Below are 19256 nucleotides of genomic sequence, written 5' to 3'. Positions count from 1 at the left end.
GGTTTGTGGACGGTTGCCGATGAAAACCCGTCACATCGAACCGCCATCAACAACCATGCACCGCGCTCATGAACGCGCGAATCTTGTCATGATCCTTGACGCCTTTGCTCTTCTCTACCCCGCCGCTGACGTCCACTGCGTAGGGCCGAACCTGGGAAATGGCCTGCGCTACATTGGCAGAGGTCAAACCACCAGCCAGAATAATCGGTTTTTCCAGATCGCTCGGGATCAGCGCCCAGTCAAAGGTTTCACCCGTACCACCCGGTACGCCCGCGACATAGGCGTCGAGCAGGATACCGCTGGCTCTGGAGTACAAACGGCAACTGGCGGCAATATCGTCACCGGCCTGCACCCGCAATGCCTTGATGAACGGGCGATGATAACCGTCACACTGCTCAGGCGTCTCATCACCGTGAAACTGCAACATATCCAGCGGTACCGCATCCAGGGTTTCGTTGAGCTCACAACGACTGGCGTTGACGAACAAACCGACCGTGCTGATAAACGGCGGCAATGCGGCAATAATCGCCCGCGCCTGCTGAACGCTTACCGCTCTCGGGCTTTTAGCGTAGAACACAAAGCCGATAGCATCGGCACCCGCCTCGACGGCCGCCAATGCATCTTCTATGCGGGTAATCCCGCAGATCTTGCTGCGAACGGCTGACATGTAAAGAAACCTCAAGCCTTTCGGGGAAGGCCCGGATGTTAACAAATGCTGCTACAGGCGTCAGCCGTCAAGTTCCGAGAAGCCTGTGAGAAAGTGCGGCCCTATATAGCGCTCGGGCAACGGGAACTCGTCGCGGTACTCCACCTGCACCAGATATAGCCCGAATGGATGCGCGGTGACCCCACCCGTGCGACGAACCTTGCTTTCGAGCACATCCCGCGCCCACTCGACTGGACGCTCACCGGCACCAATAGTCATCAGCACGCCAGCAATGTTGCGCACCATGTGGTGCAGGAACGCGTTGGCGCGCACATCAATCACGATCATCTTGCCATGCTGCGTGACACGCAGATGATGCAATTGCTTGATGGGTGACTTGGCTTGGCACTGCCCGGCGCGGAAGGCACTGAAATCATGAGTGCCCACCAGATATTGCGCTGCCTGAGCCATGCGCTCGACGTCCAGGGGACGATGGTTCCAGGTAATTTCCTGATTCAGATGCGCCGGACGAATCTGGTCGTTATAGATGACGTAGCGATAACGTCGGGCAATGGCCTTGAAACGCGCATGAAAATCAGCGGGCATGACCTTGGCCCAACTGACGCTGATGTCATGGGGCAGATTGATGTTGGCGCCCATCACCCAGGCTTTCATCGAACGCTGGGCCTGAGTATCAAAGTGCACAACCTGCCCGCAGGCATGCACACCGGCATCGGTTCGTCCGGCGCACATCAGCGACACCGGCGAATCAGCAACTTTCGACAAAGCATCTTCGAGAGTCTCCTGAACCGTCAGAACTCCGGATGCCTGACGCTGCCAACCGGAATAACGCGAGCCTTTGTACTCGACCCCGAGCGCAATTCGGGAAAAGCCTTCAGCAGCCATTTCGGCTGCCGGGTTATCTATGTTCGCCAAGAGGTAAAAGCCTGTCGGATTGCAAAATGGCGGCCATTATAGGGCCGTCGAAAAAAGACGCCATGTGCCCGACGCTATAAATGCAAACGGCCGCATAAGCGGCCGTTGCAATACAGCGGTAACGAATCAGACCAGGCGAGAGAGCATGTCCCGCGCTTCGGTCTTTTGACCGTCATCACCTTCGGATACCACTTCATCGAGGATATCGCGAGCACCATCGCTGTCACCCATTTCGATGTAGGCACGAGCCAGATCGAGCTTGGTGGCGGCTTCGTCGGTACCGGACAGGAAATCAAATTCCGGCTCGTCATCCATCAACGCCATGTCATCAGCGGTGAAGCTTGGCGCTTCAAATGGCTCAGCCATTGGTGGATGCTCAAGATTCTGCGACAAACGCTCCAGCTCGGCGTTTACGTCATCAATCTCCGAAGCAAACGCCTTGGCAGCGGGATCAGATTCGATTTCATCCGACAGCGACAAATCGAAGTCATCCGGCAAGTCCAGATCATGCTCCGGCTCAGGCTCCACTACTGGTGCCGGCTCACCCAAATCCAGTGGCTGCTCGTCGAGGCTGAGCAGGAAATCATCTTCCGTGGTCAGCGCGGGCTCGTCTTCCGCCAGATCCAGATCGAAATCAGCCAGATCATCAGGCGTGCTGACAACAGGCGTCTCGGTCTGCTGCCTCAGCAGCGACTCAAAGCTTGGCTCGTCGGCTTCAGGTGTTGGCGCATCCAGCTCAAAGTCGGCGACATGATCAGGCGCACTCAGATCGACCACGTGCTCCGGCGATGCCTGTTCGAGATCGTCCAGACTCAGATCGAAATCATGCTCGAAGTCATCAGGCTCAGCGGCTGGGGCTTCAGACTCAGGAGCGGCCTCGGGAACGGCAGCGACAACTTCAGGCGCAGCAGCAACGACCGGATCTGGATCAAGTTCAGGCTCAGGTTCTGGCTGTACTTCGAGAACAGGTGGCTGCGGCTCTTCTTCATCGAGCAGCAGCTCCTCAACATATTTGGCATCCAGCTCAGCGGCCACCGCTGCCGCGGAGGCTGTTGCTGCCGCAGCTACAACAGCTGCGGTAACCATGGTCGGGTAACGACTCTTTAGCTGCTCGACCTCAGCTTGATGCTTTCCCCGTGCCACCACTTTGCGCTCGTGCGCCGCGAAAGCCTTGGTATTGCCCTGCTCTGCATAGATTTCCATCAGTTTCAGACGGATATCATCGCGCGCCGGATCTTCTTTAACGGCTTCCTCCAGCAGTTCCACAGCCTGATTCATACGGCCATAAGCGATATGGATTTCAGCCTGAACCAATGGGTCCGCAGGACGCTCTTTCGGACCGCCCGCTGGGCCCGGAGGCGCCATGGTCACGTTAGGCGATGCAACGCCCAGCCCTTCAAAGCTGGCTTGCGGCAATTCCATGTCCATATCGGAAACGAAATCAGACTCTTCAGCCAGGGCTCGTGCCATGCGCTTGTGCTTCTCGGCTTCGGCTTTGGCATTGCGACGGCGAGCCAGGAACAGCATCAGCAGAAGCAGGAATAGCACCACAGCACCGCCGATAATGCCGAGCACCACCGGGTTATTAAGCAGCTGTTTGAATGCGTTATCAGCGTCCGACTCCGGCGCAACCACCGGCTCGACGGCCAGCGGCTGATCTGTACCAGGCGTGGTCACTTGAGCGGCACCGGCTGGCAAAGCATCTTCGGGAGCGATTTCGCCTGGCGGTTTGGCTGCGGCTTCCGGCGTACCTGGAGTGGCGACCACCGCTGCCGGCATGGCCGAATCAGCAGGATTTGCAGCCGCTGTTGCGTCAGGAGCCGCACCCGGCGTCGCAGGAGGAACTACGCCCCCGGCAGCCTGCATCTTGGCCAGTTGATCGCTTTTCAGTTGAATCAGACGCTGCATCTTGTCGAGCTGGCTTTGCAGGTCGTTCATGCGGCTCTTCAGTTCCGCGTTATCACGACGTGCGGTGTCCAGATTTTCCTGAGCCACTGCCAGCTTGTTGCTCAACTCTTTCTCGCCTGCAGAAGCTTTGCCCGCAGTGTTGGAACCTGCTGATACCAGACTCAGGTTATCGCCAGCTTCAACCCGGGAAGGCGCTTCACCGGCACGATCACGACGGGTTGCATCCACCTGACGAGTGCCTGAAGGCGTTCTGCGCCCCTGACGCCATGCCTGGTTCTGCGCAGCAACCTCAGTGATGGCTTGTGGTTGCGGCAAGCTGGTCGATTGCGACGGCGTTGGCAGGCGCAACACCTGACCTTTCTTCATTCGGTTGATGTTGCCGCCGATGAATGCGTCCGGATTCAGCGCCTGAATCGCCAGCATCGTCTGCTGCACAGTACCGCCATTGCGATGTTTCTCGGCGATCTCCCACAGCGTGTCGTTATTGCTGGTGGTGTAAATAGCCGGTTTTGTATTGGTATCCGCCGCTGGCGCTGGAGCTGCTGGAGTCTCGGCTGCCGGTGCTGGCGCCGGAGCGACCGGTTCCTCGGCAACTGGCGCTGTCGAAGGCAACTGTGCTGCCGCGGCTGGAGCCGAGGCGGCCGCTGCAGCAGCGGCTGCCGCTTCAGGGGAATATTTGGGCGGATCAAGCAACAGGCTGTACTCGCGCAGCAAGCGACCGTTTGGCCACAACACTTGAACGAGGAATTTTACAAAGGGTTCGCGTACCGGCCTGCTGGAGGTGATACGCAAGACACTCTTGCCGCTGGCGTTGATCACCGGTGTGAACGTGAGGTCGTTGAGAAACGCCTGACGGGTTACACCAGCCTGTGCGAAATCAGCGGTCGTTGCCAGACTCGGCACCACTTGCGAGGCATTCAAGCCCTGCGCTTCCGTCAATTCGATTTCGGCTACCAGCGGCTGGTTCAGGGTCGACTTGACCGACAATTCCCCAAGCCCCAGCGCATGCGCCATTCCAGATGACAGCGCCGAAGCCGCAGCAATTGCTAAAACCAGTTTGCGAACCTGAACCATAGCCCATCCCTTGTTAAAAAATTCCTCGGCATCCGAGAGGTAAAAGTACTTATCTCAGGAGCTTGGAGGACACGCCTGGCTAGAATGATTCTTCAAATTGCTGCCAAGTATCTTTTACACATAGTCTTTTATCAACAATTCCGCGACCTGCACAGCGTTGAGACCTGCACCTTTGCGTACATTATCCGACGTGACCCACAGATTTAGCTCACAAGGATCGTCGATTCCACTCCGTACGCGTCCTACATAAACAACGTCTTGCCCTACAGCATCGCCCACCGCAGTCGGGTAATCGCCGGCTTCGACCAACTCGATTCCAGCCGCCGATTCAAGTGCCGTGTTGACCGCCGCGAGATCTACAGGTGCCGCCGTTACCAGCGAAACCGTGAAGCTGTCGCCAAAAAACACCGGGGCCTGAACGCTTGCCGCGCAAACCTTCAGTAAAGGCAGAGCCAGCAACTCTCGCAACTCCGCGACCAGACGCTTTTCCAGCGGCACATGCCCTTCTGCATCCGGCGTCCCCACTTGAGCCAGCAGGTTGAAGGCCATTTGCCGATCAAAAAAACGCGGCTCCAGCGGACGAACATTGAGCAATTCTGTCGTCTGGCGCGCCAGTTCAGAGACGCCTTCACGCCCTTGACTGGATACCGCCAGACAAGCCGTGACGCTGACCCGCTGAATATCCAGCACCGCCAGCAAAGGTGCCAGTGTCAGCGCCAGCGCTGCGCCGGAAGGACTCGGGCTGCCCACTTGAAACGGTTTGCCATACGACTCGATCAATGCGCCATTGATTTCGGGAATCACATTCGGCGCTTCTTCCGGGGACAGTCCGCCAGACAGGTCTATGACCGAACATCCAGCAGCAGTTGCGCGTGCAGCATAGCTGCGGGTGATCGCCGGGCCGGCCGCAAAGAACGCGACCTGCGCCTTACTGAAATCGAACTCGTCGACTTCCCTCACGCGGACATTCTTGCCTCTGAACGGCACGGAATGACCTGCCGATTCGATACTCGCCAGCAGGTGCAACTGAGCGACAGGAAAGTTGCGCTCTTCGAGAATCTGGACGATGGTTTCGCCGACAGTACCGGTGGCGCCGATGACGGCAATATCAAAGGACTGATTCATGCAAAAACCTCAGGTAAAACGGGGAGCGGCACTTTAACCGCCGAGTACAAAGCAGGCAATTGACAGGCAACTTATTGATTCAAGGCTCAAGGCCTATGGGAAAGAACTCCCCGTGACTCCAGACACCCAGCCAGCGCTGACCGTCAATGTCCCGGGAAACAGCCAGTTCTACCAATTGATAGAACACGTTGCGATGGATCAGTGCTTCAAGGTTGGCACGAACGTGAATATAGGGTGCAGGCTCTTCGGTTTGCAGATCCACGACCACGCGTAACGGGTGATCCGGACCTGCTTCGGTGTCGTCCTCGACATTGGTCGAGAAGCGCAAAATCTGCTGCTCACCCTCGCCTTCCACAACCAGACTGACCGCTACAAAGGGCGCGTCATCGACGCGAATCCGGACCTTTTCCACTGGAGTAATCAGGAAGTAATCATCGCCATCACGGCGCATGATCGTCGAAAACAGCCGGACCATGGGCTTGCGGCCAATCGGCGTACCCAAGTAATACCAAGTGCCATCCCGAGCGATACGCATATCGATATCGCCGCAGAAATCCGGATTCCACAGATGAACCGGTGGTAATCCCTTGCTCTTGGGGATCTGCGCAAACAGATCATTGGCCTTGCCCGGACCGGTCATTTTTTCTCCTTAGCGACTCAGACCCAACAAACTACGAGCGTATTCCTCAAGTGGCGGGCCGAGCAAATCTTCTGGTTTATTGTCGTAGAACGTCAGCAATCCGCCACGAATACGAATACGGGCCGTGTCGATCAAGTAGCGAGTGCTGGTCTCGATCAACATCAACTGGATCACGCCGTTATCGATGCCGAGTCGGTCCAGCGCTTCCTGGTCGGACCATTCATCCGTATTGCCGATGCGATCATCAGCCTTGGCAAAACGAGTGTAGAGCAAGTAATGGGCACCGAAACCACGGGCTTCGGTCATGGCCTCATCCAGCCCAAGCGGAGCACGGGCGCGGCGAACCATTGGAAAATATTCGACGAAGCCGTTAAAGGCCTCTTCAGCCACTACGTTCTGCTTGGGACTCGGACTTGAGTTAGGCGGGACGAACGCCCCTTGGGCGATGTAGATGAACGAGTCAGCCTGTATGCGCCAATTGCCGATACGGCGGGTTTCGCCGTGATCGAGAATCCCGGCATCACTCAATTGATCCTTGGTGCCCTGGGCCAGATCGCTGACACTCATACAACCACTCAACGCCAACAGCGCCAGTAACAGAACCAGGCTACGCATTATTCCCCTCCCAAAAGCCGGTGACGGAAAACCGGCGAATGGTTATCGGATGCAGCTTCCGCGCCAGACCGTGCCCGAAAGCTGAATAATGCGGTTTTTAATGTACAGCCCCCTCGGACAGGATGCTGTAGCGACTCAGTTATTGATCAGTGGAATCCGGCTTGGGATCGGCAATGACCTCGGTATCGCGCTTACGCTTGTTGCCCATGCGCACGCCGATGTCCATCAGGAACTGGAAGAAGCCTTCCTGATCTTCGAGCACATTGCTCCAGAACGGCGAGTGGTACAACGCCACCGCGCCATGCACCAGAGCCCAGGCGGCACAATAGTGGAAGTACGGCGGAACGTCTTCGAGCTTGCCTTCGTTGATTCGTCCCTTGATCAGCAGCGTCAGGTGTTCGAAGTTCGAGGCGCGGATCTTGTGCAGTTCTTCGACCAGCTCCGGCACCTGATTGCCTTTGACGACCTTTTCTTCAAGACGATCAAACAGGCGATAACGCTGAGGGTCGCGCATACGGAATTCGAAATAGGCGCGGGAGAGCGACTCTTTGTCCTTTTCCAGATCCGCGGAATGCAGCAACTCGTTCAAATCCCGCTCGTAGTCGAGCATCAGGCGCAGATAGATTTCCGCCTTGGATTTGAAGTGCTTGTAGATAGTGCCTTTGCCAATACCCACAGCATCCGCAATCATCTCGACAGTGACGCTGTCTTCGCCTTCATCGAGAAACAACTTAAGCGCGGTGTCGAGGATTTCCTGCTCACGGCGGCGAAACTCACGGACCTTACGAGGTTCTTTTTGCATATTGAGAAGGTCTGCACGGCTCAAAATCGAAGCCCGGTATTATGCCTAACTTGCGCGAAATTGCACGGATCATCCGACCGTGGTTCGGTAAATTCGTGAAAAGCCGATTTGGGGAGAAGAGTGTCGGACAATTCGGAGGCTCGTCCTTAACAATAATGGCGCGAGACAAAACGGACTCAAGAACTGCTGGCCTATTCCAAATCTGTTTAAAAAACGTACAGAAGCAACTGGACGCCCGGCGATCCTGACCAATACTTACTTCGTTGGCGCGACATCTCCCCCAAGTGGAGCGCCGATAAAGGTGCCGATGGATAGCGCACCTTTGTTTTACTCCTAATGGTCTTAACCCGGATTCACCCCCCAGAACCCGGGTTTTTTTTTACCTGCGATTCCGTTAAGCCTTGAGATGCGCGAGAGGAAACAGGCGGGCAAAGTTGGCGGTTGTCATCTCGGCAAACTGCTCGTATGACTCGCCCCGCAACATAGCCAGAAACTCGGCCACTTCACGCACGTACTGAGGCAGATTGGGTTTGCCTCGATAAGGGATAGGCGCGAGGTAAGGCGAATCCGTTTCTACCAACAGGCGATCTGCTGGGACCTGACGCGCAACATCGCGCAGCGCATCGGCATTGCGGAAGGTGACGATGCCGGACAGGGAAATGTAGAAACCAAGGTCCAGTGCCGCCTTGGCCATTTCCCAGTCCTCAGTGAAACAATGCAGCACGCCACCTTGTGGCAAGGCCGCTTCGCGCAACAGGTTCAACGTGTCGGCCCGCGCACCCCGCGTATGAACAATGACCGGCTTGCCCGTGATGTTCGCGGCTTGCAGGTGCAGCCGAAAGGACGCCTGCTGCAGTTCTGCCGCCTCAGGTTCATAGTGGTAATCCAGACCGGTTTCACCAATCGCCACCACCCGCGGGTGATCGAGCTCCTTGAGCAACCAGTCCAGCGCCGGAGTCTCGCCCGGGGTCAGGTCCAGCGGGTGAATACCCACCGAGCAATCGACATCATCGTAGCGTTCGGCCAGGGCCTTGACCGCCCCGGCATTGTCGGCGCTGACGCCAATGCATAGAAAGTGTCCGACACCCCGGCCACGCGCAGCTTCAAGGGCAGCATCCAGCGAGCCGGAATGCTGGGCGAGGTCCAGACGGTCAAGGTGGCAATGAGAATCTACAAGCATGGAAATAGACAACTACATCGTGTGAGTAGGACGGTCGGACTTCAAAGCGCCGGCCAGATAGGTTTCGATCATGGTGCGAGCCGTGTTGTCACCGTCGTTGAATTGCACGCCGACTCCAGCCGCGCGATTGCCCTGAGCACCCTTGGGCGTAATCCATGTCACCTTGCCCGCGACCGGAATTTTCTCCGGCTCATCCATCAGGTTGAGCAGCATGAACACCTCATCCCCCAGCTTGTAGCTCTTGCTGGTCGGAATGAACAGCCCGCCATTTTTGATGAAGGGCATGTAAGCGGCGTAAAGAACAGACTTGTCCTTGATAGTCAGAGACAAAATGCCATTTCGTGGACCGGAATTCAGCGGTTGGCTCATGGCAACTCCTATCAAATAAAACATAACCAACTGAATATAAATGCGCTTTCTATAGGAGCTTACGAGCATCGCTATCGCGGCCTCGCATTGCTCATGCGCTCCTACAGGTCCAATGCTTGCGACTAAAGCCTAGCGCTGACTGATCAACCCGGCCCATTGAACGAGCAAGGCTTCAAGCAACAGCACCCGATTCAGGTTAGCCTTGGACATGACCTTCTGACGCTGGGCCAGGATCCAGTCCTGAATCTCGAGGACCCTGCCCTGCGCGGACTTCTGCGCCAGATATTGCACTACTTTACGCATATCTTCCAAACCGAGGCCTTGTTCGTCCTCGGTCAGTTGATAGCGCAGAATCAGGTGTGACCAATCGCAGAACCAGTCAAACAACAGCAACAGCGGGATGTCCTTCCAGCCTTCAGCCAGTTGAGTCGGCGATTGTTGCTGCTTGAGCAGCTTCTTCACGCCATCCACGACCTGAGCCCGCTGCTCGCGTACGCCCTGAGCCTGGAGACTCACAGCGGCAAGCGGTGAACCTGCGGCCAGGGTGAGCAACTCGCGTCGCTCATCCTCACTGCATTCCGGCAAAGCCTTGGTCAGCCAGACGAGGCTCATCTCCTCACTGGGCAGCGGGCAGGCCTGTTGCACGCAACGGCTTTTGACTGTGGGCAACAATCGACTGGGTTGATGACTGACCAACAGCAAAACGGTATTACCCGATGGCTCTTCAAGACTTTTCAGCAAGGCGTTGGCAGCGTTGATATTCATCGACTCGACCGGCTCGATCAAGACCACTTTGCGACCACCCATTTGCGCAGTCTGCACGACGAAACTCACCAGATCGCGGACCTGATCGACCTTGATCGCCTTGTCCGCCTCTTCCGGCTCAAGCACGTAGTTGTCCGGATGGCTTCCCGCCGCGAGCAACAGACAGGACTTGCACTGGCCGCAGGCCTCAAGCCCTTCGGGACGCTGGCACAGCAAACTGCCCATAAGCCGCTCGGCCAAAGTCCGCTTGCCGATACCCACTGGCCCATGCAGCAGATAGGCGTGAGCGTGCTGAGCGCGCCCCGCCAACTGCTGCCAGAGTTGCTCCTGCCAGGGATACGCTTCAGCCACGGTATAAACTCAACAGCTCGGGCAGCAACGCATCAAGAGATCGCTGCACCTGAGGCAGAGTTTGTGCTGCGTCCACCAGGCGATAACGCCCAGGCTCAGCCTTGGCGCGGTTCAGATAAGTGCTGCGCACCGCATCGAAAAAGGTACGTCCTTCCTGCTCGAAACGGTCAAGTCGCCCACGGGCAGTGGCGCGTGCCAGACCCACCTCTACCGGCAAATCGAACACCAGCGTCAGGTCCGGGCGCACATCACCCTGCACGAAACTCTCCAGGGTGGCGATCCGCTCGTGGGACAAGCCACGACCACCCCCTTGATAGGCGTAAGTCGCATCAGTGAAACGATCACACAGGACAACAGCCCCACGCGTCAAAGCCGGGCGAATCACTTCGGCCAGATGCTGTGCGCGGGCAGCAAACACCAGCAGTAACTCGGTATCGGCATGCATGGCTTCATCGCTGGGCGCCAGCAACAGTTCGCGAATGCGTTCGGCCAGCGGTGTCCCGCCTGGCTCACGCGTCAACAATACATCGATGCCTTCGGCGCGCAGTTGCGCTGCCAGGTATTCACGGTTGGTGCTTTTACCCGCACCTTCCGGACCTTCCAAGGTGATAAACAGGCCGGTCACAGGCTGTACTCAATTAAATTCATTGTGATTTTTGCTCGCTCGGCGCCGCGTTTTCTTCAGATTTCGATTCGTCAGCTGTCGCAGGATTCGGCTCCACCGCCGGAACAGGGTCCGCAGGTGTTGCCGGTACAACAGGGGTTACGACCGGAGCCGGACTCGACCGGTAGTCGGCACGGCGCTTGAGCTGGAACTCACGGACAGCGGCGTTATGCGCATCCAGGTTGTCGGAAAATACATGACTGCCATCGCCTCGGGCAACGAAGTACAAGCTGCGACCCGCCACGGGATTGAGCGCTGCATGAATGGCTTCACGCCCTACCAGCGAAATAGGGGTCGGCGGCAAGCCTGCGATGACGTAGGTGTTGTAAGGCGTCGGCTCTTTCAGATGCGCACGCGTCAGTTTGCCGGTGTAACGCTCACCCAGACCGTAGATCACCGTCGGATCTGTTTGCAGCAACATACCCAAGGCCAGCCTGCGGACGAAAACCCCGGCGATCTGGCCGCGCTCCTGTGGGACGCCGGTCTCTTTTTCAACCAGCGACGCCATGATCAGCGCTTGATAAGAATCGGTATACGGCACATCCGCCGCACGCCTGGCCCATTCATCTTCCAGTACTTCGTCGAGACGCTTGTAAGCCTGTTTGAGGATTTCAGCGTCAGTCATACCGCGTACGTAGCGGTAAGTGTCCGGAAAGAACCGTCCTTCGGGAAAAACATCCGGATGACCGATTTTAGCCATCAGCTCAGCGTCGCTGAGATTACCCAGCGTCTGCTCGAGCTTGGCTTGCTTGGCCAACGCGGCACGCACTTGACGGAAATTCCAGCCTTCGACCAGCGTCAGGCTGTATTGCACGACTTCGCCGCGCTGCCACAGAGCGAGCAAAGACTGTGCGTCCATGCCCGGCGTCATGCGGTATTCGCCGCTGTGCAGAGCCTCATCCGACAGGTTGAAGCGCCAGTACAGCCGCAACCAGAAAGCGTCCTTGATCACGCCGTCATTTTGCAAACGATTGAGCAGACCACCCGGTGTCGAACCGGCAGGAACGTCCAGCATCTGTTCCTGGGTGACGTTCAAGGGTTGATGCAACGCCTCGTTCTGCTGCCAGTACGCATAACCCAGCCCAAGACCCGCCAGGACCAGACCCGTTTCCAGCAACAAAAAAAATTTTCGAATCACTAAGCGATATCCAGAAGGGCAAGAGCTGTGCGCTGCAGTTTACGGGTGAGCGGCCCAACCGACCAGCTCAGCTGTTCGAACCCGCACACCGGCCAGACGCCGTAGACACTGTTGCAGACAAATACTTCATCAGCATGTTCCAGATCACCCATGTGCAGATCACGAACTTCGAGCTGAATACCAAGCTTCGGCGCTTGTTCCAGGAGCTCGCCACGCATCACTCCGGCAACGCCGCTACGGCTCAGGTCTGCCGTGAGCAGCACGTTATCGCGGACGACAAACAGATTGCTGTAAACCCCTTCAATAATCCTCCCGGAAAGATCACGCATCAGTCCTTCGGCAAATTCGGGGTTCTGCCATTCCGAGCGGGCAAGCACCTGTTCGAGGCGGTTCAAATGCTTCAAGCCGGCCAGCAAAGGTTGCTCAGCCAGACGAGTGACACAGGGAAACAAGCGAATGCCCTGCTCTGCATGAGCGGCGGGATAGACAGGCAGCGGGCTGCCCTGAAGAATTCTTAACGGTTGGGAGTGCGGATCGGGGGCATAACCGCGCTGACTATCGCCCCGGGCAAGAATCAGCTTCATGACGCCATCGCCGAGCTGTTGGGCAAAAGCCAGCAACTCGTTACGAATCAGAATCTGATCAGCTTTGATACCGAGACGATCGCAGCCGCCCAGCAAGCGCCGCATGTGCTGATCCAGCAGCGATGGTTGCCCCGCCCTTACGGCGATGGTCTCAAAGAGCCCATCGCCGTAAGCCAGCCCTCTATTCCTGACAGAAAGCGTGTCGGCCGGACATCCATCGACCCAGCCTGGCATCACTCAGCGAACCGGCGGAACACCAGAGAGCCGTTGGTACCACCAAAACCGAAGGAGTTGGAGATCACCACATCGATGGGCATGTTGCGCGCCTCGTGCGGTACGAAGTCCAGATCGCAGCCTTCGCCCGGCTCATCAAGGTTGATGGTCGGCGGCGCTACCTGGCCGTTGATCGCCAACACACTGAAGATGGCTTCAACCGCACCAGCAGCACCCAGCAGGTGACCTGTCATGGATTTGGTGGAGCTGACTGCCAGTTTGTAGGCGTGATCGCCAAATACACTCTTGATCGCATTGGCTTCGGCAAGGTCACCGGCCATGGTCGAGGTGCCGTGGGCGTTGATGTACTGAACCTGATCAGTGTTGACCTGGGCGTCTTTCAGCGCATTACGGATGCAGCGGGCAGCACCGGCGCCGTCGTCTGGCGGCGATGTCATGTGGTAGGCGTCACCGCTCATGCCAAAGCCGATCAGCTCGGCATAAATGGTCGCGCCACGCGCTTTGGCATGTTCCAGCTCCTCAAGAACCAGCGCACCGGAACCATCGGACAGGACAAAACCATCACGACTCTTGTCCCAGGGACGGCTGGCACGCGTCGGATCGTCGTTGCGGGTCGACAGCGCACGGGACGCACCAAAGCCCCCCATACCCAATCCGCAGGCGGCCATCTCGGCGCCGCCCGCAATCATCACATCGGCTTCGCCGTAGGCAATGTTGCGTGCTGCCATGCCAATGCAATGCGTACCCGTGGTGCAGGCAGTCGCAATGGCGTAGTTAGGTCCCTGTGTACCCAAATGGATCGACAGGAAACCGGAAATCATGTTGATGATCGAACCCGGCACGAAAAACGGCGAAATACGCCCTGGCCCTTGCTCATGCAGAGAACGGCTGTTGTTTTCGATATTGGTCAGGCCACCAATTCCAGAACCCATGGCAACGCCAATGCGCTCACGGTTTGCATCGGTGACTTCCAGGCCGGAATTACGCACAGCCTGAAAGCTGGCAGCGAGACCGTACTGGATGAATAGATCGAGCCGGCGAGCCTCTTTGGGCGCCAGATACTCTTCGACGTTGAAGCCCTTGATCGAACCGCCAAAGCGGGTGGTGTAAGCCGAAAGGTCTGTGTGTTCGATGAGGTTAATGCCACTGCGACCAGCCAGAATACCCTGCCAACTGCTCGGCACATCCGTACCCAATGGCGACAGCATACCCATACCGGTGACCACGACGCGTCTACGCGACACAGGACTCTCCTTTTCTCTCATTGACTACGACAGGACATCACAGGACATCGTTTTAAAGAAAAAACCGCACGCCGGTAAGGCAGTGCGGTTTTCCCATGACCCAGCAACGATTACTGAATGTTACGCCTGGTGGGCAGTAACGTAATCGATAGCAGCTTGAACAGTGGTGATCTTCTCGGCTTCTTCGTCAGGGATTTCGGTCTCGAATTCCTCTTCCAGAGCCATTACCAGCTCAACGGTGTCAAGGGAGTCGGCACCCAGGTCTTCAACGAAGGAAGCAGTGTTAACAACTTCCTCAGATTTGACGCCAAGTTGCTCAGCAACGATTTTCTTGACGCGCTCTTCGATGGTGCTCATACCGTGTTTTAACTCCTAGTGGACAAATTCAGGCAGCTGGCCGATGGGTAAGTGTATAGAAGAGGATTTGCGTATTTCAAGCTAAACGCAATTCCCGATACGCCCATCACCCCTCTGCCCATTAAAAGATTTCAGCTTTATAACGGATTTTAGACAGCCCGTATTACATTTTTTTGAAACGGGCGATCACATATACATGCCGCCGTTAACGGGGATTGTAGCCCCGGTAACGTAGCCTGCACCTTCCGAGGCAAGAAAAGCGACAACATGCGCAATCTCTTCTGCCTGCCCCAGGCGACCCAGAGGAATCTGTGCCGTCAGGGAATCGCGTTGCGCCTGAGGTAGCTCACGGGTCATATCGGTGTCGATAAAACCAGGGGTTACCGAATTCACGGTTACCGCACGCGAACCCACTTCACGCGCCAATGCGCGACTGAAACCTTCCAGACCCGCTTTCGCGGCGGCATAGTTTACTTGGCCTGCGTTGCCCATGGCACCCACAACAGAACCAATACTGATGATTCGACCCCAACGCGCCTTGGTCATACCACGCAAAACGCCCTTGGACAGACGGAAAAGGCTGTTCAGGTTGGTGTTGACGACATCGTTCCACTCGTCGTCTTTCATGCGCATCATCAGGTTGTCCCGAGTGATACCGGCATTATTGACCAGAATCAACGGTGCGCCAACGCGCTCCTGAATCTGCGACAGCACGGAATCCACGGATTCGGCGCTGCAGACGTCCAGCATCAGGCCGAAGCCCTCGATACCGTTTTCCTTGAACGTTGCGCTGATGCGCTCGGCACCGGACTCGGATGTAGCCGTTCCGACCACAACAGCACCATTACGACCCAATTCCAGGGCAATGGCTTGACCAATACCGCGACTGGCACCGGTCACCAGTGCAACTTTACCTTGCAGGCTCATGCAAGCTCTCCTAATCAGGCCAGTGCCGCACGGGCGGCGGCATAGGCGTCTGGGGTATCCAGGTTGTAGGTCGTCACGCCTTCGGCGCAACGCTTGTTCAGACCAGCCAGGACTTTGCCCGGGCCACACTCAATCAACTGGGTAGCGCCATTTGCAGCCAGAGCCTGGATCGATTCGACCCAGCGGACCGGCTTGTACAACTGTTGCAGCAAATCGGTTTTCAACGTACCCAGATCTGTCACCACACTGGCGCTGACGTTCTGTACCAGCGGAATCTGCGGCGCTTGCCACTCGATCGCTTCGATCGACTCGGCAAAACGCTCGGCCGCTGGACGCATCAGCTCGCAGTGCGAAGGAACACTGACCGGCAATGGCAATGCACGCTTGGCGCCACGCGCCTTGCACAGCTCCATGGCACGTTTTACAGCCCCGGCGGAACCAGCAATCACAACCTGACCCGGCGAGTTGAAATTGACCGCGCTGACTACGTCGCCCTGGGCCGCTTCGGCGCAGGCAGCGATAACATCAGCATCGTCCAGACCGAGAATCGCAGCCATGCCGCCCTGCCCCGCCGGAACAGCTTCCTGCATCAACTGACCACGACGCTCAACCAGCTTGACTGCGTCGGCCAGACTCAAGCTTTGAGCTGCTACCAGCGCGCTGTATTCACCCAGGCTGTGACCGGCAACAAAAGCAGGAACCGCACCGCCTTCAGCCAGCCACACATGCCACAAGGCAACCGAAGCAGTGAGGATTGCAGGCTGGGTCTTGTCGGTCTGATTGAGCGACTCGGCAGGACCTGCCTGAGTCAACGCCCACAGGTCATAACCCAAGGCATCGGATGCCTGCGCGAAAGTATCGAGGATCAGCGGATGCTGTGCGCCCTGATCGGCGAGCATGCCGAGCGATTGCGATCCTTGACCCGGAAAGACGAATGCGAGGGATGCAGACATTAAACAAGCCCCTGATTATGGTCGTCGAAATAAACACCCGGCCAAGGCCGAGTGCGAGAAATTCAAATTGAAGCAACTTGCCGGTTTTGATGACCGGCCAGTCAGCAGCGTCACATTCTAGCGGACGCAAACCGTAAACGTCGCCAGAGAAAGCCTATAACAGCTCCCCAAGGCGTCCGTGCAAGCGCTGCGGCAGGTTTTCCTGAATCTCGATCAGCGCACGCTGAATCGCACTCTGAAAACCCTGCACACTGGCAGAGCCATGGCTTTTGACCACAATGCCCTGTAAACCGAGAAAGCTCGCCCCGTTGTGCCGTGCCGGCGCCAGATCAGCCTGCAGGCGCTTGAGCAAGGGCATCGCCAGCGCGCCGACTGTCCTGGACAGCAGATTTTGCTTGAACAAGGTTTCAATTCGCGCGGCGATCATGCTTGCCAGCCCTTCGCTGGACTTAAGCACGATATTGCCGACGAAACCGTCACAGACCACAACATCGGCTTGGCCGCGATACATCCCGTCACCTTCGACAAAGCCGGTGTAGTTCAGACCCGGCGCCGCCTGCAACAGGCTTGCAGCCAGCTTGACCTGCTGATTGCCCTTGATGTCTTCGGTCCCGACGTTAAGCAGCGCGACTTTTGGCCGCACCACGCCCAACGCTTCGGCCGCCACCGACCCCATCACAGCAAACTGATAGAGATTTTCGGCACTGCAATCGACATTCGCCCCCAAATCCAGCAGCTGACAATAGCCACGCTGGGTAGGAATGGCCGCAACCATCGCGGGACGGTCAATGCCTGGCAGGGTTTTCAGGACAAAACGCGAAAGCGCCATCAACGCACCGGTATTCCCGGCACTGACACACGCCTGTGCCTGTCCGCTCGCCACCAGATCCAGCGCCACGCGCATCGAAGAGTCAGGCTTGCCACGCAACGCCTGAGACGGCCGTTCATCCATGGCGATCACCTCACTGGCATTCACAATGCGCAGACGTGAGCGATCCACACCAGAATGGCGGGCGACGAGTTCTTCAATAAGGGGGGCTTGACCCACAAGGATCAGTTGAAGCGAGGGCGTAGCAGACAGGCACGCGAGGCTAGCCTGAACAATGTTGCGGGGACCGAAGTCCCCGCCCATTGCGTCGATCGCGATGATCGGAGCGGACAAGAAATTACTCGTCAGCGCCCTTGTCGATCACTTTACGACCACGGTAAACACCTTCCGGCGAAACGTGGTGACGCAGGTGAACTTCACCAGTGGTCTTTTCTACCGACAGAGTGCTTGCCTCAAGAGCGTCGTGCGAACGACGCATGTCACGGGCAGAGCGGGATTTTTTGTTCTGCTGAACAGCCATAATTGATTAACTCCTAAACGTTTGGGTCACGCTTTAACTGCGCCAATACACTGAACGGGTTGGACCGCGTTACCTCGTCCACGCTCGGTTCGGGCTCATCGAGACCCGCCGGCTGCTGGCATTCTTCCGGATGATGAGCAGGCACAATGGGCAAGGCGAGCAAAAGCTCCTCCTCGATCAGTGCCAGCAGATCCAATGGATCTTCGCCCAGTTCCAGCACGTCATAACCTTTCGGTAACGACTGGGTATTCGCACCCTCCTTCACTACAACGTAACTGCACTCGCTGTGGATCGGCAGGGTGACCAGCTCAAGACAACGCTGGCAAACCATTTTGACTTCGACGTCGATTGCACTGTGGATAACCACGGAGCGACGTTCGTCACGCTCAAAAATGAATTTAGCCTGCACCGTACCGACAGTATCGGAAAGCGGGTCGCAGAGTCTCTCCAAATCGGCCAGCAGCACTTCACCTTGAAGGGTAGTGCCACGATCAGCCAATTTGCGCGGGTCAACGTGAGGTGGAATCGGGTCATTCAACATAGGCGCAGCATTCTAGGGACGACCCCAAGGCATGTCAAAGGAAATTCAGGCCAATAATCCTGCACAAGACTGATTAGAATCAGTTTTCACTTTTTGGAGAACCGCATGTTGCCTTTGCTTCTTGCTTCCAGCTCACCTTATCGCCGGGAATTGCTTGCCAGACTGCGGCTGCCGTTCGTCTGCGCCTCGCCTGATATAGATGAAAGTCACCGACCCGATGAGGGTGCGATCGAGTTGGTTCGTCGCCTGGCTGAGGAGAAAGCCCGAGCCCTTGCGGCTGAATATCCTGGGCATTTGATCATTGGTTCGGATCAGGTTGCGGTGCTGGACGGCAGGATTCTTGGTAAGCCTCATACTTTTGAGCGTGCCCGGGAGCAGTTGAGTGCGGCCAGCGGGTCCAGCGTGGTCTTTCTGACGGGTCTTGCGTTGTTCAATAGTTCGACAGGCGGTTGTCAGGTTGATCATGTGCCGTTTACGGTGCATATGCGCTCGTTGGACGAGGGGAGTATTGAGCGTTATTTGCACGCTGAGCAGCCTTTTGATTGCGCGGGTAGTTTCAAGGCTGAGGGGTTGGGTGTCAGTCTGTTTCAGAGTACTGAGGGGAATGATGCTACGAGTTTGGTTGGGCTGCCGCTGATTCGGTTGGTGGATATGCTTATAAAGGAAGGTGTGCAGGTGCTCTGATTATTTGTGCAGTGAATGTTGTGTACATATCCGTTACCGCGGGCGTGGCTGATATTGGTTGCGCTTTTACAGCGCGTCACTTTCGAAAAGCGCGAAAGTAACCAAAGCGCTCATGCCCCCACCACTTGGCACCTCGCTGTCGCTCGGTGTACCCGAACACAGATCCTGAA

21 protein-coding genes are annotated in these 19256 nt (G+C 56.9%); 1 reads left to right on the top strand and 20 read right to left on the bottom strand.

Annotated features, from left to right (window positions below):
* Window positions 1–46: 46 nt before the first annotated feature.
* The 20 genes from AUC60_RS07810 to AUC60_RS07715 form a co-directional block, all read right to left on the bottom strand.
* The gene (locus AUC60_RS07810) at window positions 47–667 is read right to left on the bottom strand and encodes a phosphoribosylanthranilate isomerase (RefSeq protein WP_087265514.1); all 621 of its coding nucleotides are present in this window, start codon (window positions 665–667) and stop codon (window positions 47–49) included.
* 60 nt (window positions 668–727) lie between these two features.
* Window positions 728–1552, bottom strand: a complete 825-nt coding sequence (gene truA, locus AUC60_RS07805) for a tRNA pseudouridine(38-40) synthase TruA (RefSeq protein WP_087265513.1) — start codon at window positions 1550–1552, stop codon at window positions 728–730.
* Window positions 1553–1708: 156 nt separating this feature from the next.
* Window positions 1709–4564, bottom strand: coding sequence for a motility hub landmark protein FimV (locus AUC60_RS07800; protein WP_087265512.1), 2856 nt, complete (start codon window positions 4562–4564; stop codon window positions 1709–1711).
* 114 nt (window positions 4565–4678) lie between these two features.
* Window positions 4679–5689 (bottom strand): aspartate-semialdehyde dehydrogenase, encoded by a 1011-nt coding sequence (locus AUC60_RS07795; RefSeq protein WP_087265511.1) that lies wholly within the window; start codon window positions 5687–5689, stop codon window positions 4679–4681.
* A gap of 79 nt (window positions 5690–5768) precedes the next feature.
* Window positions 5769–6329, bottom strand: a complete 561-nt coding sequence (locus tag AUC60_RS07790; RefSeq protein ID WP_087265510.1) for a DUF1285 domain-containing protein — start codon at window positions 6327–6329, stop codon at window positions 5769–5771.
* A 9-nt stretch (window positions 6330–6338) separates the two neighbouring features.
* On the bottom strand, window positions 6339–6944 hold the full coding sequence (locus AUC60_RS07785; RefSeq protein WP_087265509.1) for a DUF4823 domain-containing protein: 606 nt from the start codon (window positions 6942–6944) through the stop codon (window positions 6339–6341).
* 139 nt (window positions 6945–7083) lie between these two features.
* A complete protein-coding gene (locus AUC60_RS07780) occupies window positions 7084–7746 on the bottom strand; it encodes a TetR/AcrR family transcriptional regulator (RefSeq protein WP_087265508.1) in 663 nt (220 codons plus the stop codon).
* A 394-nt stretch (window positions 7747–8140) separates the two neighbouring features.
* Window positions 8141–8926 carry a TatD family hydrolase gene (locus tag AUC60_RS07775; RefSeq protein WP_087265507.1) on the bottom strand — a complete coding sequence of 262 codons (786 nt, stop codon included), beginning with the start codon at window positions 8924–8926 and terminating at the stop codon, window positions 8141–8143.
* A gap of 12 nt (window positions 8927–8938) precedes the next feature.
* On the bottom strand, window positions 8939–9295 hold the full coding sequence (locus AUC60_RS07770; RefSeq protein WP_087265506.1) for a PilZ domain-containing protein: 357 nt from the start codon (window positions 9293–9295) through the stop codon (window positions 8939–8941).
* Window positions 9296–9424: 129 nt separating this feature from the next.
* Window positions 9425–10411: a DNA polymerase III subunit delta' gene (locus AUC60_RS07765; RefSeq protein WP_087265505.1), complete on the bottom strand. Its 987-nt coding sequence runs from the start codon at window positions 10409–10411 to the stop codon at window positions 9425–9427.
* A complete protein-coding gene (gene tmk, locus AUC60_RS07760; RefSeq protein ID WP_087265504.1) occupies window positions 10404–11036 on the bottom strand; it encodes a dTMP kinase in 633 nt (210 codons plus the stop codon). The genes AUC60_RS07765 and tmk overlap by 8 nt, the downstream gene beginning before the upstream one ends.
* Before the next feature lie 19 nt (window positions 11037–11055).
* Entirely contained in the window at window positions 11056–12213 is a 1158-nt protein-coding gene (gene mltG / locus AUC60_RS07755; protein ID WP_087265503.1) for an endolytic transglycosylase MltG, read from the bottom strand.
* Window positions 12213–13031, bottom strand: a complete 819-nt coding sequence (gene pabC / locus AUC60_RS07750; protein WP_087265502.1) for an aminodeoxychorismate lyase — start codon at window positions 13029–13031, stop codon at window positions 12213–12215. The genes mltG and pabC overlap by 1 nt, the downstream gene beginning before the upstream one ends.
* Complete coding sequence (fabF, locus tag AUC60_RS07745; RefSeq protein ID WP_087265501.1) at window positions 13031–14275, bottom strand: beta-ketoacyl-ACP synthase II; 1245 nt, start codon at window positions 14273–14275, stop codon at window positions 13031–13033. Before fabF ends, pabC begins: the two co-directional genes overlap by 1 nt.
* Before the next feature lie 120 nt (window positions 14276–14395).
* Entirely contained in the window at window positions 14396–14632 is a 237-nt protein-coding gene (gene acpP, locus AUC60_RS07740; RefSeq protein ID WP_087265500.1) for an acyl carrier protein, read from the bottom strand.
* Between the two features lie 186 nt (window positions 14633–14818).
* Window positions 14819–15559, bottom strand: a complete 741-nt coding sequence (gene fabG, locus AUC60_RS07735) for a 3-oxoacyl-ACP reductase FabG (RefSeq protein ID WP_087265499.1) — start codon at window positions 15557–15559, stop codon at window positions 14819–14821.
* A gap of 14 nt (window positions 15560–15573) precedes the next feature.
* Window positions 15574–16512 carry an ACP S-malonyltransferase gene (fabD, locus tag AUC60_RS07730; RefSeq protein WP_087265498.1) on the bottom strand — a complete coding sequence of 313 codons (939 nt, stop codon included), beginning with the start codon at window positions 16510–16512 and terminating at the stop codon, window positions 15574–15576.
* A gap of 154 nt (window positions 16513–16666) precedes the next feature.
* The gene (plsX, locus tag AUC60_RS07725; protein WP_087265497.1) at window positions 16667–17674 is read right to left on the bottom strand and encodes a phosphate acyltransferase PlsX; all 1008 of its coding nucleotides are present in this window, start codon (window positions 17672–17674) and stop codon (window positions 16667–16669) included.
* Between the two features lie 4 nt (window positions 17675–17678).
* Window positions 17679–17861 (bottom strand): 50S ribosomal protein L32, encoded by a 183-nt coding sequence (gene rpmF, locus AUC60_RS07720; protein WP_003179396.1) that lies wholly within the window; start codon window positions 17859–17861, stop codon window positions 17679–17681.
* 13 nt (window positions 17862–17874) lie between these two features.
* Complete coding sequence (locus tag AUC60_RS07715) at window positions 17875–18402, bottom strand: YceD family protein (protein ID WP_087265496.1); 528 nt, start codon at window positions 18400–18402, stop codon at window positions 17875–17877.
* Window positions 18403–18507: 105 nt separating this feature from the next.
* Between AUC60_RS07715 and AUC60_RS07710 the strand changes: the two genes are divergently transcribed.
* A complete protein-coding gene (locus AUC60_RS07710) occupies window positions 18508–19086 on the top strand; it encodes a Maf family protein (protein ID WP_087265495.1) in 579 nt (192 codons plus the stop codon).
* Window positions 19087–19256 lie beyond the last annotated feature (170 nt).

It is taken from the genome of Pseudomonas caspiana, from assembly GCF_002158995.1.
In the GTDB taxonomy this organism is placed as follows: Bacteria; Pseudomonadota; Gammaproteobacteria; order Pseudomonadales; family Pseudomonadaceae; genus Aquipseudomonas; species Aquipseudomonas caspiana.
Note: the sequence above shows the minus strand (reverse complement) of the source record. Positions and strands in the feature narration are given on the sequence as shown.

Coding starts and splice junctions, on each gene's coding strand:
- AUC60_RS07710 (WP_087265495.1), top strand. CDS start 18,508: ATGTTGCCTTTGCTTCTTGCTTCCAGCTCACCTTATCGCCGGGAATTG.
- AUC60_RS07810 (WP_087265514.1), bottom strand. CDS start 667: ATGTCAGCCGTTCGCAGCAAGATCTGCGGGATTACCCGCATAGAAGAT.
- acpP (WP_087265500.1), bottom strand. CDS start 14,632: ATGAGCACCATCGAAGAGCGCGTCAAGAAAATCGTTGCTGAGCAACTT.
- pabC (WP_087265502.1), bottom strand. CDS start 13,031: ATGCCAGGCTGGGTCGATGGATGTCCGGCCGACACGCTTTCTGTCAGG.
- AUC60_RS07800 (WP_087265512.1), bottom strand. CDS start 4,564: ATGGTTCAGGTTCGCAAACTGGTTTTAGCAATTGCTGCGGCTTCGGCG.
- AUC60_RS07790 (WP_087265510.1), bottom strand. CDS start 6,329: ATGACCGGTCCGGGCAAGGCCAATGATCTGTTTGCGCAGATCCCCAAG.
- AUC60_RS07780 (WP_087265508.1), bottom strand. CDS start 7,746: ATGCAAAAAGAACCTCGTAAGGTCCGTGAGTTTCGCCGCCGTGAGCAG.
- AUC60_RS07775 (WP_087265507.1), bottom strand. CDS start 8,926: ATGCTTGTAGATTCTCATTGCCACCTTGACCGTCTGGACCTCGCCCAG.
- AUC60_RS07715 (WP_087265496.1), bottom strand. CDS start 18,402: ATGTTGAATGACCCGATTCCACCTCACGTTGACCCGCGCAAATTGGCT.
- fabD (WP_087265498.1), bottom strand. CDS start 16,512: ATGTCTGCATCCCTCGCATTCGTCTTTCCGGGTCAAGGATCGCAATCG.
- AUC60_RS07795 (WP_087265511.1), bottom strand. CDS start 5,689: ATGAATCAGTCCTTTGATATTGCCGTCATCGGCGCCACCGGTACTGTC.
- AUC60_RS07785 (WP_087265509.1), bottom strand. CDS start 6,944: ATGCGTAGCCTGGTTCTGTTACTGGCGCTGTTGGCGTTGAGTGGTTGT.
- fabG (WP_087265499.1), bottom strand. CDS start 15,559: ATGAGCCTGCAAGGTAAAGTTGCACTGGTGACCGGTGCCAGTCGCGGT.
- AUC60_RS07770 (WP_087265506.1), bottom strand. CDS start 9,295: ATGAGCCAACCGCTGAATTCCGGTCCACGAAATGGCATTTTGTCTCTG.
- rpmF (WP_003179396.1), bottom strand. CDS start 17,861: ATGGCTGTTCAGCAGAACAAAAAATCCCGCTCTGCCCGTGACATGCGT.
- truA (WP_087265513.1), bottom strand. CDS start 1,552: ATGGCTGCTGAAGGCTTTTCCCGAATTGCGCTCGGGGTCGAGTACAAA.